This window comes from Cohnella sp. OV330 (genome assembly GCF_900112065.1).
GTDB lineage: Bacteria > Bacillota > Bacilli > Paenibacillales > Paenibacillaceae > Cohnella.
In genome coordinates this window covers 216,136-231,939 of sequence record NZ_FOKE01000003.1, presented here as the reverse complement: position 1 = coordinate 231,939, position 15,804 = coordinate 216,136, and the positions used below count along the sequence as shown (strand labels likewise).

The window sequence follows — 15,804 nt, the reverse complement described above, 5'->3', positions numbered from 1 at the left end:
CTTGCATTCAGCCAGGCGTTGGAATCCGCTGCATTTCTCTTATGATCTCCATGAACTGCCGGATCTCTTCGGACGGATGCAGCGGATACAGCAAACCATACGGAACCGAAAAATTTAAATCGCTTGGAATCGTCGCCAAGGATGGATGAATATCTGCCCACGCCTCTAAGGTCAGCATCACCGTATTGCTTTCCTCGCAGCGATTGAACACATCCAAATCAAAGAGGCGCGGAATATCTTTTATTCGTATTCGCGGATGATTACTAACCAAGAAATCACGAATGCCTTGGATCGCAGCACTTTCGCCGCCGTTTACCACCGCCAACTTTTCCCCGTACAAATCTTGGGCAGTAAGAATCTTTTTAGAGGCCAGTCTATGGTGCCGGGATACGGCAAAGCAAACGCGGTAACTCCCCAACTCAAGCATTTGATAGCAATCGTTCAAGCGATCTGTAAGAAACGGCCCAGCCATGATATCGAACGATTGACCAAGCGTGCGGAAAGCGGTCGGGAGCGTATGTGCGTCATCATCGAAATGAACGATGTTGATTCCGAATTGCGGAAATCGGTCGCTGACGCCATTCCACAAATCGATCAAAACTTTACAAGGGTTGAGCATGGATGTGCCCACCCGAATCATAAGCCGATTCGCCTGTGCGGCTTGATGCATGCGGATGAGCGATTCCTGATAGTACCGCAGCATAAATTCCGCATCCTTGATAAAGGCGGAGCCTGCCTGCGTAAGCCGGACGCCGTGGTTGGTACGGTTAAAGAGAGGAACGCCGGCTTGCTTTTCCAGCAAGTTCATCTGCTTCATCACGGCTGTCGTAGAGATGAATAGCTTCTCGGCCGCCTTAGAGAAGCTTCCGGACTCCGCCACTTGAACAAACGTCTTCAGTTGCTCATTCATTTCAGATCGGCTCTCCTTTTTTGCATGAACCAATAGTTAACACCATGCTAACCTTTTTGAAATTCCGTATCAAGCGGCTGCGTCGTAACATTAGAGGAGAACGAACGGGCATCAGAAGCTTAGCCAATGCCACTTAACAGTAACGGAGGAATACACGATGAAAAACAAAGTCTGGTTCATTACAGGAGCCTCTCGCGGATTCGGGCGCATTTGGGCCGAGGCCGCTCTCTCGCGCGGGGATCAGGTTGCCGCGACCGCCCGCACAATGGAGAGCATCGCCGATCTGAAGGCGCGTTTCGGTGACGCCGTCCTCCCCCTAGCGCTCGATGTAACGGATCGCCGGCAGGCTGAACAGGTCGTTCGGCAGGCTCACGCGCATTTCGGCAGGCTGGACGTCGTCCTTAACAATGCCGGCTACTCGCTGGTCGGTACGACCGAGGAAGCTGACGAATCCGACGTCCGCGATCTGTTCGACGCCAATTACTTCGGCACGCTTCGGGTCATCCAAGCCGCCCTGCCGCTGCTTCGGCAACAGGGCAGCGGGCACATCCTCGGCGTATCGAGCGCCATGGGCCTTGTGGCCGCGCCGCTCATCGGCTTCTATTGCGCCTCCAAATGGGCGCTCGAAGCGCTTCACGATAGCCTCGCGCAAGAGGTAAAAGGCTTCGGCATAAAGGTGACGCTGCTCGAGCCCGGCGCCTTTGCAACCGATTTTGGAAGCGCCTTGTCGATGAAGAGATCCCGGGGATTGGAGGCCTACGACGAACTTCGAGACCGGGTGGTCGGCCGTTTATCGACCGCAGAACGAGGCGATCCGCAAGCGACGGCCGAAGCGATTCTCCAAATCGTAGATGCCCAAGACCCGCCTCTTCGGTTCGCAGTCGGCGCAGGGGTCTTGCCTTTGATACGCGAAGCCTTTACCGAGCGTCTAGCGGCTTGGGAGGCATGGGAGTCCGTATCGAACGCGGCGCAAGGCGGCCGATAAACAGTCTTATATGGAACCGCGTAAACGGTGCAAGTCAAAAAAGCTTCATCATAAAAGGAGCAGTTGCCGCGTCGGCAATCTGCTCCTTGATTATTGAACAAACGCGTTTATGCCGATGATCTATGCCGCGGTCACGATAATGGGCCGATCCTTCGTAATAATAATGGTGTGCTCGTGCTGTGCCGCATAGCCGTTGTCCGGCATGCATAACGTCCATCCGTCCCCTTGCTCGACGGCATACCCTGCGCCGGTCGATAAGAAGGGCTCGATCGTGATGACCATGCCTTCTTTTAATACGCGTTTGTCGTGCTTGTTATAAACGGGCAGAATCTCTGTGGGCGCCTCGTGCAGGGATTTCCCGATCCCGTGGCTGCACAGATTCTGAATGATATTGTAGCCGCCCTTTTTAGCCTCGGCTTCAATGATCCTTCCGATCTCGTTCAACTTCACGCCATGTTTAAGCGAAGAGATGACCTTCATCATCGTCTGGTGCGTATAATCGCATAGACGCTTTAAGGATGGATTGTAGGGAGCGATCGGAAAAGAATGCCCCGCATCCGCATAATAGCCGCCCAGTTCAGCGGAAACGTCGATGTTGATTAAATCGCCGGGTCGGATGATTCGACTTCCCGGTATTCCATGCGCAACCTCTTGATTCACGCTAATGCAAGTGTAACCGGGGAAATCGTAAGTCGCTTTAGGTGCCGGCACGGCGCCATGACTTTTCAAAATTCGTCCACCGATTTCATCAAGTTCCTTTGTCGTCATTCCAACGCGGGTTTGACGCTTCATTTCGCTGATGGTCGTGGCCACGATTTTGCCGATTTCCTTGAGCGCGTCGATATCGTCCTGAGATCCGATCGTCATATGATTCCCCTCCACATTTCCAGGTCCATTTATTTTACCACATGAAAGCTCGTTTCCTTAAAGCGGCTCCTCATTCAATATAGAAGGAGCAGTTGCCTCCTCGACAATCTGCTCCCCCAACTTGTTGAACGAACGATCCCCGTTGGTTCAACCGCCTATATAAATCAGTTCGTTACTTTTCCCACAGCTCGACCAGTCGACCTTCCGGATCTTGAATCCAAGCGAACTTTCCATAATCGCCGACTTCTTTTTCTTTGGCAAGCGGCACGCCGATCCGCTCGAGGTGCTGAAGCATCTCGTCCAGGTCATGTACCTGAAAATTCAACATCACTTGTTGTTCGGCGGGAAAATAGCCGTCGTTCGCGGCGAAGAAGGAAAAGATCGTCTGATTGCCTTCTTGCGGCTGTATGATCGTCCCGTTCCAATTATCGATCTCGATCTTCAGCACTTCGCTGTACCATTTCTTTGACGCTTCAACTTCGTTGGTTCTCCAAAACACGCCTCCAAAGCCCTTTATCACAGCATCCGACTCCTAACTCATCAAATTTTGGAAATCCGGTTGCTTAGGTATTCGAGATCGAAATACAAACTCCTTTAACAATCAATCTTGCCAAGCAGCCGCAACGTTGGAAACAAAAAACGTCGTTTTTTCACAATACGTCCGATGCCGTTCTTTGTTATGATCGCTCTAGGAGAAAAGATGAGGTGGCGTACCATGGAAAGAACGATGCCGCTCGCTGTCCCGCGCGACGGAATCTGGCTCGGCCTTGCCCACACCTTGGAGGGAACGGTACGCCGCAGCCCTTATGCCAGGCAAATCCTCGGCTCGCAACCATTTAACGACGCGCGAACGCGCTGGACGGATGCCGATTTGATGTTTCTGCGGTCTGCGCTAGAACGGCTTTACGAGGCGCGGGGTCACATTCGTATGCATGAACTTGCCGCCGACTGCGCGCTCTCCTTGCGCCAATTCGAACGGCGATTCAAGCAGCGCATCGGCCTATCGCCCAAGATGTTCGCACGAATCCTCCGTTTCGAGGCGCTGCTTGACGCCTTTATTCGAGAGCCCGCTTTTTCATTCGCCGACGCCGCTTCCCGTCTTGGCTTTCACGATCAAGCCCACGTCATCCACGAATTCAAGACATGGGCGGGCTGCACGCCGACAGCATTTCTCGTAAGAGCCAAACAGAGAAAAATGCAAGGTCCAATCGTTCCCGATCTTCGCCATGCCATGATGCCTTTATATATGGTCTAACAAAAGAAGGAGGAGGCGCAAAATGTCTCTCGCAGCGCAATCATTCGAACTCCCCTGGCAAGGTATTCATCACATTGCCTTGCTAACGGCGGATCTGGACGCAACGATTCGCTTCTATCGGGATGTGTTGGGGATGCAGGTCAGCGAGATCTTCCCTTCCCGACAGGGGCGCGGCCGGCATTGTCTCATTTTCGTCAAGCCAAACGACGAAGACGCATTGGGCTTTCATTTCTTCGAACGCCAGATCGAAAAAACGACGCTCGGCGCTTCGGACGCGCATCCGCAAAGCCTCGTGCCTCATGTAGCTCTACGGCTGCCGGACGGAGGCAGCGCACAAGCCTTACGCGAGCGCTTGAGCAATGCCGATGTCACAATCATTGAAATCCCTGAGTTAGGATCGTTCGTATTTTTTGATAACAATGCGTTGTGTTTGGAGGTCACCTTTTCGTGCGCTTGATGATAAAGCGGGTACTTCGCCATAAAAGCAATTTCTTGACACTTATAGCCAATTTGATTTAAGATCAAACAACCAAGAGATTAGTTATTTAGTTGAACGAAGTTTGGAGACGACGCACACATGCAAACCGATCATTCGTCGCAGCTGGAGTCACTCGTTCATCGGCAACTGAGGGAATGCAGCCCGGTTTTCCTTGCCTTGGCCGACCCGATCCGCCAAGATATCATTATGATGCTGACGAAGCACGACTCGCTTAACGTCGCTCAGATCGTTGAACGATCGCCGATGTCTCGATCCGCCATTTCCCATCATCTGAAAATTTTAAAACAAGCCAAACTCGTCACTTCGACCAAGGTAGCCACCGAGATTTATTACGCCCTGGATATTGAAGGACCGGTACAGCAGCTGAAGGAATTCCTCGCAACGACGGAACGTATCATAGAAATGAAAACTGCCGGGGCGGAATGAGGCCCTTTCTTTTCATGCTAAATAACCAAATAATTAGATATTTAGTTATTCGGTCTTTAGATACATTATTTATTTAGGAGGCATCTCGACATGAAAACCGTCCTGATTACTGGCGCGTCCAGCGGAATCGGCAAAGCATTTGCCGAACTGTTCGCGCGGAAGAATGATCGCGTCATACTTGCATCCCGCAACGAAAAGCTTAACCGTATTGCTCGGCAGCTGTGGGACCAGTATGGAATTACTGCGCTTACCATCCCTGTTGATCTGGCACAGCGTGCCGGCCCCGTATTATTGCACGAACGACTGAAAGAACTAAAAATCGAGATCGACGTACTCATCAACAATGCAGGGAGCGGCTCGTTCGGCCTCCTGCATGAGCAAGACGCAAGCGCAGAGCTGGAGATGCTGCAGGTCAACGTCCAGTCGCTCTCCCACCTGATGATGTTGTTTCTGCCGGGTATGGTTCAACGCGGAAGCGGGTACGTGCTGAACGTGGGCTCGACCACTTCGTTTTACGCTTGCCCACTCAGCGCAAATTATTCCGCTTCTAAGGCGTTCGTCCTCTCGCTCACCGAAGCCGTTGCAAATGAGCTGCAAGGGACCGGAGTCACCGTCACCGCACTTTGCCCGGGGGCTACCCAAACGGATTTTTTCCGCAGATCCAGGATGGACGGCCAAAAGATTGCCGATTCGAAAACGCTCATGCGTCCGCAAATCGTTGCCGAAATTGGATACGCGGCGTTGATGAAAAAAAAGACGTTTGTTGTCCCGGGACTCCAAAACCGGTTGCTCACCCAAGCGCCGCGCTTCTTTCCAAGAAAGTTTGTCACTCGAATCACGCGAAGCGTGCTGGAGCGGAAGCAACAATAACATGCCAGCCCGAAGACGCCTGCCGGAAGTATCGAGGACGATAATACCTCACTATTCGTAAGGCCCGTTCAAACCAAAATGGCAGCCGATCTTCTTAGGTCCGCTGCCATCTTTTCTTATAACCGCTCATTGATTTTAACCAACAAGTCCTTTAACGTTTGCTTCTCCTCTTCCGAAAGAACTTGAACGATTTCATCCTCCACCTTTTGGAAGGATTCGTTAAAGTCCTTGATCAATTCAACGGCCTTTGGCAAAACATAAATGTTTTTTTGCCGTTCGTTATTAGCCGGTATTTTCCGCTCGATATATCCTCTTTGCTCAAGACCTTGAAGCATGCTCGTAATGCTGGCCCCGCGCAGATGAAACCGATCGGCAAGATCCCTTTGGATTAATTCCGTTTCTTGGTTCTCGTAGATATAGCCGATCATTTTTCCTTGTTGAGCGTTTAATCCTAGCTCTTTTATGCTCTCGTCCGCTTTTTTCTTTAACTTAAGGCCGATAATCTGGAACAAATCCAGATAAGGCGTATCCTTGCGAGGCTTCATGATCGTCCCCCCATATTGTTAGAAGGCTAACTGTAAGCAAATAAACTATATCGAGATCCAGCATTCGTGTCAAATAATAATTAGTTTATTGACAGTTAGATATCTAACAATTATACTCCGAAGTATTCCAATGATAACGCCAAGGAGGAACAACCAAATGAACGATTCAGTCCAAAGCTCGACTGTAGAAAAAGTCACGGCGATTACGAATGCGCGTATTTTCGATGGCGATAAAGTGATCGAATCAAGAAGCGTTGTCATTAAAGGGGAAACGATTATTGCGGTGGGCGGCGAAATTCCGGCGAATGCAACGATCATCGATGCTGAGGGTGCAACATTACTGCCCGGCTTGATCGATGCGCATGTCCACACTTCCATCGGCGGATTACGAGACGCATTGCTTTTCGGCGTAACGACAGAACTCGAAATGAACGGTGATTTTACGGAAAGAGGACGCGCGATTCAATTGAAAAACGTGGATGACGTCGCCGATGTCCGTTCTGCAGGAATGGCAATCACGGCTCCGGGTGGACATCCGGATGAATTGCTGCCCGATGATGGCGAGATTCCGGATTTCATATTAAAGGAATTAGAGAAGCTATCGGAGGAAGACCGGGAAGCGATGCTAGCGGCTTATGCGCACGATCATGAAGAAGTGCCGCAAGTAACGACCGTGGAAGAAGCGATCAAACATGTGCATACCCAGGTGGAAAATGGCGCCGACTATATCAAGATCATGATTGAAGAAGGAACAGTCATGGGCGCTCCCGGTCTGCCTGTATTAAGCGACGAGATTCTAAAAGCAGCCGTGGAAGAAGCCCACAAGTTCGATAAATTGGTCATCGCTCACGTATTAACTGCTCAATCTTCGCAAACTGCCATCGATCTGGGCGTGGACGGATTGGGTCACCTGTTTATCGACAGGCCTACGTACGCGCCGGAGGTCGTGCAATCCATCGTCGATTCCGGCGCATTTGTCACGCCATGCCTGGTATTGAATTCATCCATTCTTGGGAATCCGGCATCGGAGTTGGCGAATGATGCTCGCGTTCATTCCAAATTAAGCCCGGACTGGATCGATATACTGAACGCAAGCTTTAATACCTTTCCGCAAGGCAAACTGGAAAATAGCTTTAATAACGTGATGGACCTCCACCGCGCCGGCGTGGATATCCTGGTCGGGACGGATGTCGCCCCTGTTCCCGTTCCGAATCTCGGCGGCCTCGCTCATGGAGCCAGCGTGCATCATGAATTACAGTTGCTGGTTAAAGCCGGCTTCACGCCGATCGAAGCGCTGCAGTCGGCTACCTCAAAGCCGGCCCGTCGGTTCGGTCTTCATGATCGTGGCCGTATAGTCGAAGGTGCGCGTGCCGATCTCGTATTGGTCGACGGCGATCCGACAACCCATATCTCGGATACCCTCTCCATTAAAGCCGTATGGTTCGAAGGCGCGAAAAAAACGATAATCAAAGCCGAAGCGGCCGAACAGCAACCTGTCGAGTAAATGAACGGCAGCCGATCCTTTGATCGGCTGCCTCCTTTGTTTATCGCAAAAACATACCGCGGTCGTTCCCAGTCAGCGTAATTAAACATCCTCATTCCACATTCGTTCTACTTCTTTTAGTTCTCCCGTTAGCGCAGCGCTTACTGGCTCAGCCTTTCTATTTTTCCAGCAATAACTTGCGGGGGGTCAGACTGCATTACAACGTATTCGCCTTTGTCATTCGTTTTAGGTGTTATTTTAACTTTATCACCTATCGTCACTTCATTGTAAAGTTGCGCATCCTCTACGATATAATAAACCATTTCAACATGTCTCTTCTTCAAATCAAAAAAGGTGTGATTTTCAGCATCATTCGAGGAAATATCCGTCGCCACTAAAATTTTCTGTTCTTCCTTATCAATAACATAGTCTCCTTTTTCAGCTTCAGGAGAAGAAGCACTGCAACCACTAATCATGCATAAAACAATCCAAAGGGTAGCCCCTAAAATGATCATTTTCTTTTTCATAATTATGCACTCCGTTACAATTTTCCACATTTCTTAAAGACGCTTTAATAAGGAAGATTGTTCCACCAACCTGCCTTTAGCTGAATAGCCTGCCGGCAAGATCCGGCAGGCTGTGAAGTCAACTTTCGTTTCCCGTTAACGTATTGAGACTCCCTGCGTCATCAATTCCCAAAGTTGCGTTAATACGCTAGGCAAATATTCTTGGGGATGTAAGACAATAGTCAATAATACGCTTAATAATATGGCTAAAATCCAGAATAAATATTTGGGTGCTCTGGATTTTAAACGACGCGTGTAAATTAGGACCAAAATGAAAAAAGTGGTGTTAGCAAATATTGTTGCAGGGATGCTCACAACTCTTCCAAGACCCGTGTATGGGAAGAATTCGACTAATAAAACCATAGTTGCAATGCTTGGAATCATGGCAAAAAGGAAAATAGTTAATGACTTCTTCATGGGTGTTCTCTTACCTCAATCACTACAAATTAGGTGAGTGAAAACAGTCGTTAATGATGGCAACCTCATCTTTATTTATCTATCGTTCGTTGGTCGACCAGCCTGTTGCTTCATTTTGATATTAGTATATTCTAGGCAGGCACTACGTTAAGCTGCCTCTATGAGCAGCCGATCAAGTGGCCAGCTGCCGCGCTGTCTTATTGATCCCTATTATTTTTCAGCAGGGATGTTGATCTATTGTATGACTTCATCTTTCGATATGCCGAATCGCGCCAATTCGCTTCCATCTGTACCAAAAACGACCATACGGTTCGCAATTGAAGCTTTGGGCTTCTCTAGAAGTTTGAAGTAAGTTATGTAATACTCACTGTCTCCAACGGGCATATCAAAGGTTTCCTCGCCAAGATATACGCGGATCCGGCCAATGCCTTCTCTTTTACCTGCCGCTCGGTAATAGACTCCGTTGTTCGTCTGAATAACACGGTGACGAATCCAATTGGTCCCATACCCGACATTCCCAATTTTGTATTTGCCGTTTTTCCCACGGCTTAACTCTGCAACGCCAGTCTGGTCATCCAATGTAAACAGGACAATGCGTTTGTTTGCGATATCCTTTGTAAGTCGAATATCAATCGTTTTTGGCTCTTCGTTAATCCTTCCCTTATTCAAGAAGCTTTCGATCGCTACGTCAATAGCCTTATTACTATTGTTTATGGAATATGTCACGGAAGTTCGGTATAGATAGCCAACACCAAGAGTGATGATGACTGCGAGCGAAAATAATACCTTTCTCATATTCATAACGCCCCCTATTTAAAAGCAGTGTTAAAGGAAGGCATCCTGTTAGTTCGATGCGTCAATTTGTTAATCTTTGCTTAAGCTCTCTGGTATATGCTTCATCTAAAAATAAAATGTAACGGAAAATATGATTACTGCGAATAAAAGCAACAGTCCGCCACTTATAACTGGAATGTATGTATAAGCTCTGATTGCTTCATTGGATGTCGTCCAACTGGATGCTCCTTGGGGTCTCGAGTTATTAATTGCATTATCTTTTCCGTGTAGTAACCCGTTAAATATTAATATAAGTCCAATTATCGAAAATGCTGTTGAAGTTAGGATAGAGAATAACATTTTTTTTGTTTTTATTAATATTATTCACCCTCATTAATACGTGTCACCTTCATTTCTCATAATTTAGAGGGGATCGCTCAATGATCTGATTAGAATAACTTGGCAAGTTTGATATCTTCAAAAGGTGCGTTTGTTTTGATATCAAATACCCTCACGAATGTTACATCGAAGCTTGGAAAAGGAGGTAATGCTTCTCTCGCAGCCCATTTCATTTCTATGATTTCTGCTTCATTCATGCCCCATTTTGTTTGACCCAAAGTCAAATGTGGAATGAAGTTATCCAGCTCTATAGTACTGTCAATAAGTTCGGGCGGAAGGGAAAGCGCATCTACCAAATTCTTGTGTAGATTGTATATCTCTTTCGATTCAACGCTAAGGAATGTAACCGCTGTTCCGAATGTTCCTGGTTCAGACAAAGCTAACTGGAAGATTGGAAACGAAGAACACGTTTCTCTTACCTTTTCCAGCCAATTCATATCCTCCGTAAGTCCGTTTGAGAGTTTAACAGTAATATGAGGCTCTACAGGACTCCTAAATCCGTTATTATCCCAAAGATTTCGAAATGCCCTAGCCCATTTATTACGAAATACCGAAATTTGTTCTTTGTAATCTTCAGGTGGAACGATTCCTATGAAAAACGCCATTTTACTCCCCTTTATTGGTTTATTACCTTACTCCCAAATCATGTCGATCATCTAGCATTTAGTGCTCCTTCTTTCTCAGCTTGGTTTTGCCAACGTTATTTGTCCTTTAAAAGAAACGGCAACCACACATCAGCTGCCGTCGTATATTTGATGTCATCCAATGTTCCCCAGTAGATTAATCTTCTTGCGAATTTCATGCCGAAACGGGGTACCATTTTAAGTCTTCAGATCTAAAATAATTAGTTTCAGGATAGCGATATTCGTAAAGGATCTTTCCGTTTTCATTAAAAGCCTTAGCATTATAATCATTCCACGGGATTGCTTGATCCCAATAAAAAGTGATCGGTTCATTTAATACGGCTTTCTTTCTTAATCTATTCCCCTCAGGTCCAACCTCTAAATAAGATATCGCTGGCTCATTCGATAAAACGCTTAGAACGGTCGCTGCTCTGCCTTTATCGTCCGAATATATGATTCCGCCGATTGTTTTAATGGAGTCATCGTTGTGAAAAGAATACGTGGACATTGTTGAAACCCACAAAAACCCAAGATGCTTGTAACTTATTGCTGTAACTGGCTTATCCGATGAATCGAAAATGAATACTTTTCCCCATGAATAGTTAACTTTATCTAATAAAACTGAATCTTTCGGTACAAATGGGTTCGCTCTTGCAGCGCTTAATGCGTTTAATTTGTACCCGCCAAAATAATAAAATAACGTGACCAACACCATTAAAATAGCACTTGCCACTCCTAGCCTTGTCTTCGTTCCAATCCCCCCCCAAACAGAAAACCAATTTAGTTAACGAACTCCGTAGAGGTTAAGATATTCTTCTATTTTATTTTTCATTGATCCATCGATCGCAATCTTCCCATCAATTTCTCGATTATGAAGATAAGCGAGAATCTCTTCTATCGTCACAATTGCACTGGTTTGAATACCGTAATCTTCATTTAATTCTTCAATAGTCGTTTTATTTTTCTGTCCTCTTTCCAAACGGTCGACAGAAACAATTAAGTTCGTTACTTACTTTAGCCTCCGCAATAGTTCCAATCAAATCCAAGCTTTCTCTTACAGCAGTGCCCGCTGTGATAACATCTTCGATAATTGCGATGCGATCGTTGCTTTGAGGCATATGACCGATGATTTGTCCACCCTCGCCATGATCTTTCTTTTCCTTTCGGTTAAAAGTGACGGATATATCTCTTTTGTATTTATTGTACAGAGCAGTCGATGCAGCCACTGCTAGTGGAATTCCTTTATAGGCAGGACCAAGTTCCCTGTATTTATCATGTAAGGTGTCTCTCTGCCGCTTTTCTACAAAATCACCGAATATAAGAACGTTTGATTTGAATAGAAATTCAATAAATCCGCCTTTAAAACTCATTGAAATTCTGCCTCCTAAATATAGGTTTATTCTTACTTATGTTAGCACATATTGGAAGCAACCTGTCCGTTACGTTCAATAAAAACGGCAGTCGACGTTTGGTCGGCTGCCGCGGAGCGTTAATTTTGATCAAACGCTATAAATTGGAATGCTTCCGCAGCATCAAGAACAGACTCTAGGTCCTTTCATGCGAGAAGTTGTATGAAGTGATCGATTTTGAGGTCATCAAAATCGGTAATGATCATCTCGCAGCCATCCATATTTTCATTAACATGAGGCAGTCCTTTAAAGCCAATGCATTTCATCCCAGCGGATTTAGCCGCTACTTTTCCATTCTCAGAATCTTCGATCACGATACAACGATTCGGCTTTACGGAGAGCTTTTGACTTGCGAGCAAGAAGATCTGAGGATCCGGTTTTGATTTTGTAACTTCTTCGTCGCAAACAACGGCTTCAAAATAAATTGTACTACCCCTTCGATTGGTGCCATGTCCTTATACATTTGAATTTCTTTATCCTGATCATAGGATTTTATCAACTCGGAGAGATCATGCGGTAATCCGTAATCATCTTTGACTTTCTTCCAAAATTGTCTGGCGCTCAAACTTCCCCATGACTTTATTTCATCCACAGCAATGGGACATCCAAATACATTTGCGGTCGCACATAGTAGATGGTACGCTACGGAATGAGAATCAATAATAACGCCATCCATATCGAAAATGACTGCTATGGCTTCCATTCGCCTTTACCCCCAAGCTTAAAATATCCAGTTCAATCACTACTCATTCTGCCGATTAACTGACCTGCCCGCTAAATCTGGCAGGCTGCTCGATCGAGATATGCTTCCCTGTTAGTTCAGGCTGATGTGACCATCAAGGGTATGGTCTTCATTTCATAGATTTTTTGGAGAGTACGAACATAATTCATCTTCTCTTGATCAGTCTCTGCGTGGAGATATCCCTCCACAAGCCTGTATCCGAATACGAGAAGGATGATCTCGTAGACACAATGATCCTCGATTCGAGCTACATCTGTATGCTCCAAAAAGCCTTTGTAATACGCAGGGATACATCGTTGGTAGCTTTCGATCATGTGATCGATATCGGGTTCGTCCGCGATCAGGCTTGCGAGATCCTCGCCCAGATAGCCCCATCCGCTGGTATCCCAATCAATGAGCGCGAAGCTCCCGTCCGCATAGATCAGGTTGGTTACCCAGAAGTCCCGGTGACATAGTACGAGGGGCAATTTTTCAATACGGGCGAATATGTCGTCTGCTTGCTCATCGATGTCGATGAGCATTTGCCGCACGTGCAGCGGCAGTTCGCAATCCTCCGATCGTATATAGTCGTAGACGACCGGCCATGACCTGTAATGCAAATACTTATTCTTCATGAGATCTGCGTGGCTCAGGTTGGTCAGGCTCTGCAGCACGGAAGGTTGCTCTGCATACAGCCTGCCTTGAAACCGCCCTAACTCAAGCGCAGCCTTCTCGTACATGTCACCGGTCAAGTTTAAACCGGTTACGCCATCGATATATTCCAGCCACAGATCGTATTCATTGACTTCAGCATTGAACTCGGCATGATAACATGTCGGCCAGCGGAGGGCTTCCGAGAAAGTCGCTCCCAAGTCAGACGAATAGAGATCATATTCTCGACGCCAGGAACCCGGATCGCCGTAACGCTCCCATTTCTTCTGGATTTTCAGTACGATACGGTACGACAATTTTTCGCCTTTCGCGGTTTCTGCCGTCCCCGATACCAAGTACACATTTCCCACGGTTCCGCCCTGTAACGGCATAGTCTGGCAGTCGACAGCGATGATATCCTTCTTGAACTGTTGGTTTAAAGCATAAATCAGCTTATCAAGTTTAATATCCATGTATTCCTCCATTTTCCTAGCATCGCAAATCCTTCTTAAAACGAAGCAAGACTGCCTTACAATTTCGTGGCAGCCTTGTGATTTACCTTTATACAATAGTTCCTCGCTTTAACAGGTATTGCTCGATGATTGGTAAATCAGGCGGACTGATTTCAGATGGAATTTCCTTAGAATCAAAGAAACGTAATTCCATCACTTCTTCACCATCCGATTCTAAAGTGCCGACATAATCATTGCATATATAAGCAGTCACGACATTATACACTTCGTCACCATGAGGATATTTATAATAAAACTCGTTTCCCGAAAACACATCAAACAAGGTTAATGAGTTCGCGATTAAACCAGTCTCCTCAAAAAGTTCTCTCTTAGCTACCTGTGCAAGGCTCTCTCCTGGCTCTAATGAGCCACCAGGCAACCCCCATAAACCATTGTCGGATCTACGTTGTAATAATAAGCGATTCTTATCGTCAATTAATAACACACAAGCGCCGGCCATGATTATGGGATATGTCCCTATAAGTTGTCTTAACTCCATGACATAACCCATGATGATAGCTCCTTAATAATAGGATATGTATTCTTCTTTCTTCCATAATATCGTTCTCGATTTGCGCAGTGGACACATCAAATGGTTCTTCAATTCGAAACCACCACTACCATCCTACTCTTCAACCTCAAATATGGTATCAATGATGATGGGAAGATTATCTCTAACGGAAATAGCTCCAAAAACTGAACGTGCATGAATACCCTTTTCTCCAAAAACATCAAGCATAAGATCGGAGCAACCATTTAACACTTTATGGTGTTCTTCAAAGTTAGCGTCCGCATTTCGAGCCCGGTTTGTCTTGCAAATTGATACCCTTCCTCAGTCGTATATTTCTCGCCCAATTTACCCTTTGGGTTTCCTGTAGGGCCCTTCCCCGAAACGAACAATAGCCCGTTTACATTTACGAAGTTTGCATACTTTGCTGCTGGTTCGCTGGCGCTGGGTAGAATGATTCCTAACGCTTCTAGCCTACCGGCTACTGTTTGTTCAGGCATCCTTAATTCCTCCGTCCTCCACTTACTATAATGACTATAGCTTTCGTGCCTTGATGACAAAGGTCACTGGAAGCATCTTCGCTTTTTTTGCAAAATCGTTGTTTTGCGATTGCATAATTTCTTCATCGGAATCCTCAATCATTTGCTCTATGACAAATCCCGCTTTTGCTAAAGCATTCACATAGGTGGATAGTTCGCGGTCCGATAACGTTAGCGTATTTTCGCCGAGAGTTACCGAATACCAAGATTCATCGAAGTAATTTTTTTTAAAAACAAACTTATCATCTTCAACAGCAACACATTTGTGTATCGGGTGAGACCAACTAAAGATAAAAACACCGTCTTTTTTTAGATAAGTAGCAATTCGACGAAAAGTTCCCTCAAGGTCGGTTGTCCAACCTATGGCATATATCGAATAAACATAATCGAAATAATCCTCTGGTATGCCACATTCTTCTTCCATGGGAGAACAGATTAATGTCGCTGAAAGTCCGTGCCCCGTCAAGTGCTGCCTTGTCTTTTCGATTTGATTTTCCGATAGATCGATCCCCCATAGTTCGGATGCTTGGCGTTCCCCCAGGTATTGCAAGGATTGTCCGCTTCCACAGCCTATTTCCAACACCTTTCTTCCCGAAACATCGCCAAAAAGCTGGCACACTTCTTCTGAAATAAATGCTCCGTATAACGGAAGCGAGATTGCTCCTAAAATATCATTACCTTCTGTATCCCAAAATAAGGTGTTTGTCTCATGAATCATGCGCTTATCCAAGTCGAACGAGACGGCACTAACCTCATCACCACCTATTATGTTTGTTCTATACGCAGAATTTTTGTTCATGCCGTCGTCTCCTTCGTTCCTTGTTCAATGACGGATCAAACTTGAT

Annotated in this window: 18 protein-coding genes and 1 pseudogene; 6 read left to right on the top strand and 13 right to left on the bottom strand. The window is 46.3% G+C overall.

Annotation, left to right across the window (positions count from 1 at the left end; genetic code table 11):
* Positions 1-7: 7 nt before the first annotated feature.
* Entirely contained in the window at positions 8-910 is a 903-nt protein-coding gene (locus tag BM235_RS08140) for a LysR family transcriptional regulator (protein ID WP_090111469.1), read from the bottom strand.
* A 157-nt stretch (positions 911-1,067) separates the two neighbouring features.
* Here BM235_RS08140 and BM235_RS08135 point away from each other — a divergent pair, with 157 nt between their 5' ends.
* Positions 1,068-1,895 (top strand): SDR family NAD(P)-dependent oxidoreductase, encoded by an 828-nt coding sequence (locus BM235_RS08135; RefSeq protein ID WP_090111467.1) that lies wholly within the window; start codon positions 1,068-1,070, stop codon positions 1,893-1,895.
* A gap of 120 nt (positions 1,896-2,015) precedes the next feature.
* Here BM235_RS08135 and map read toward each other — a convergent pair whose 3' ends face one another.
* Entirely contained in the window at positions 2,016-2,762 is a 747-nt protein-coding gene (gene map / locus BM235_RS08130; RefSeq protein ID WP_090111465.1) for a type I methionyl aminopeptidase, read from the bottom strand.
* 172 nt (positions 2,763-2,934) lie between these two features.
* The gene (locus tag BM235_RS08125) at positions 2,935-3,282 is read right to left on the bottom strand and encodes a VOC family protein (RefSeq protein WP_090111463.1); all 348 of its coding nucleotides are present in this window, start codon (positions 3,280-3,282) and stop codon (positions 2,935-2,937) included.
* 159 nt (positions 3,283-3,441) lie between these two features.
* Between BM235_RS08125 and BM235_RS08120 the strand changes: the two genes are divergently transcribed.
* From BM235_RS08120 to BM235_RS08105, 4 genes are all read left to right on the top strand, one after another.
* A complete protein-coding gene (locus tag BM235_RS08120; protein WP_177244211.1) occupies positions 3,442-4,017 on the top strand; it encodes a helix-turn-helix domain-containing protein in 576 nt (191 codons plus the stop codon).
* Positions 4,018-4,039: 22 nt separating this feature from the next.
* Positions 4,040-4,474 (top strand): VOC family protein, encoded by a 435-nt coding sequence (locus BM235_RS08115; protein ID WP_090111459.1) that lies wholly within the window; start codon positions 4,040-4,042, stop codon positions 4,472-4,474.
* Positions 4,475-4,594: 120 nt separating this feature from the next.
* Positions 4,595-4,942: an ArsR/SmtB family transcription factor gene (locus BM235_RS08110; protein WP_090111457.1), complete on the top strand. Its 348-nt coding sequence runs from the start codon at positions 4,595-4,597 to the stop codon at positions 4,940-4,942.
* A gap of 90 nt (positions 4,943-5,032) precedes the next feature.
* Positions 5,033-5,812, top strand: coding sequence for an SDR family NAD(P)-dependent oxidoreductase (locus BM235_RS08105; protein ID WP_090111455.1), 780 nt, complete (start codon positions 5,033-5,035; stop codon positions 5,810-5,812).
* A gap of 116 nt (positions 5,813-5,928) precedes the next feature.
* Here the strand turns inward: BM235_RS08105 and BM235_RS08100 are convergent, their stop codons facing one another.
* Positions 5,929-6,357: a MarR family winged helix-turn-helix transcriptional regulator gene (locus BM235_RS08100; protein ID WP_090111453.1), complete on the bottom strand. Its 429-nt coding sequence runs from the start codon at positions 6,355-6,357 to the stop codon at positions 5,929-5,931.
* 157 nt (positions 6,358-6,514) lie between these two features.
* On the opposite strand from BM235_RS08100, the gene BM235_RS08095 reads away from it, so the two are divergent.
* Positions 6,515-7,861, top strand: a complete 1,347-nt coding sequence (locus BM235_RS08095; protein ID WP_090111451.1) for an amidohydrolase family protein — start codon at positions 6,515-6,517, stop codon at positions 7,859-7,861.
* Between the two features lie 140 nt (positions 7,862-8,001).
* On the opposite strand, the gene BM235_RS08090 is transcribed toward BM235_RS08095, so the two are convergent.
* From BM235_RS08090 to BM235_RS08045, 9 genes and pseudogenes are all read right to left on the bottom strand, one after another.
* A complete protein-coding gene (locus tag BM235_RS08090) occupies positions 8,002-8,367 on the bottom strand; it encodes a DUF3221 domain-containing protein (protein ID WP_158543698.1) in 366 nt (121 codons plus the stop codon).
* A gap of 690 nt (positions 8,368-9,057) precedes the next feature.
* Complete coding sequence (locus BM235_RS08085) at positions 9,058-9,618, bottom strand: hypothetical protein (RefSeq protein ID WP_090111447.1); 561 nt, start codon at positions 9,616-9,618, stop codon at positions 9,058-9,060.
* 428 nt (positions 9,619-10,046) lie between these two features.
* Entirely contained in the window at positions 10,047-10,601 is a 555-nt protein-coding gene (locus BM235_RS08080; protein ID WP_090111445.1) for a 2'-5' RNA ligase family protein, read from the bottom strand.
* Between the two features lie 193 nt (positions 10,602-10,794).
* Positions 10,795-11,334 carry a hypothetical protein gene (locus tag BM235_RS31620; protein ID WP_143106651.1) on the bottom strand — a complete coding sequence of 180 codons (540 nt, stop codon included), beginning with the start codon at positions 11,332-11,334 and terminating at the stop codon, positions 10,795-10,797.
* A 241-nt stretch (positions 11,335-11,575) separates the two neighbouring features.
* Complete coding sequence (locus tag BM235_RS08075; protein ID WP_199408922.1) at positions 11,576-11,989, bottom strand: type I phosphoribosyltransferase; 414 nt, start codon at positions 11,987-11,989, stop codon at positions 11,576-11,578.
* Positions 11,990-12,174: 185 nt separating this feature from the next.
* Positions 12,175-12,704: pseudogene (locus BM235_RS08065) on the bottom strand (HAD family hydrolase).
* A gap of 143 nt (positions 12,705-12,847) precedes the next feature.
* Positions 12,848-13,873: an aminoglycoside phosphotransferase family protein gene (locus BM235_RS08060; protein WP_090112220.1), complete on the bottom strand. Its 1,026-nt coding sequence runs from the start codon at positions 13,871-13,873 to the stop codon at positions 12,848-12,850.
* A gap of 88 nt (positions 13,874-13,961) precedes the next feature.
* Positions 13,962-14,423, bottom strand: a complete 462-nt coding sequence (locus BM235_RS08055) for an NUDIX hydrolase (protein ID WP_090111438.1) — start codon at positions 14,421-14,423, stop codon at positions 13,962-13,964.
* A 531-nt stretch (positions 14,424-14,954) separates the two neighbouring features.
* Complete coding sequence (locus BM235_RS08045) at positions 14,955-15,758, bottom strand: class I SAM-dependent methyltransferase (RefSeq protein ID WP_090111436.1); 804 nt, start codon at positions 15,756-15,758, stop codon at positions 14,955-14,957.
* Between the last annotated feature and the right edge of the window lie 46 nt (positions 15,759-15,804).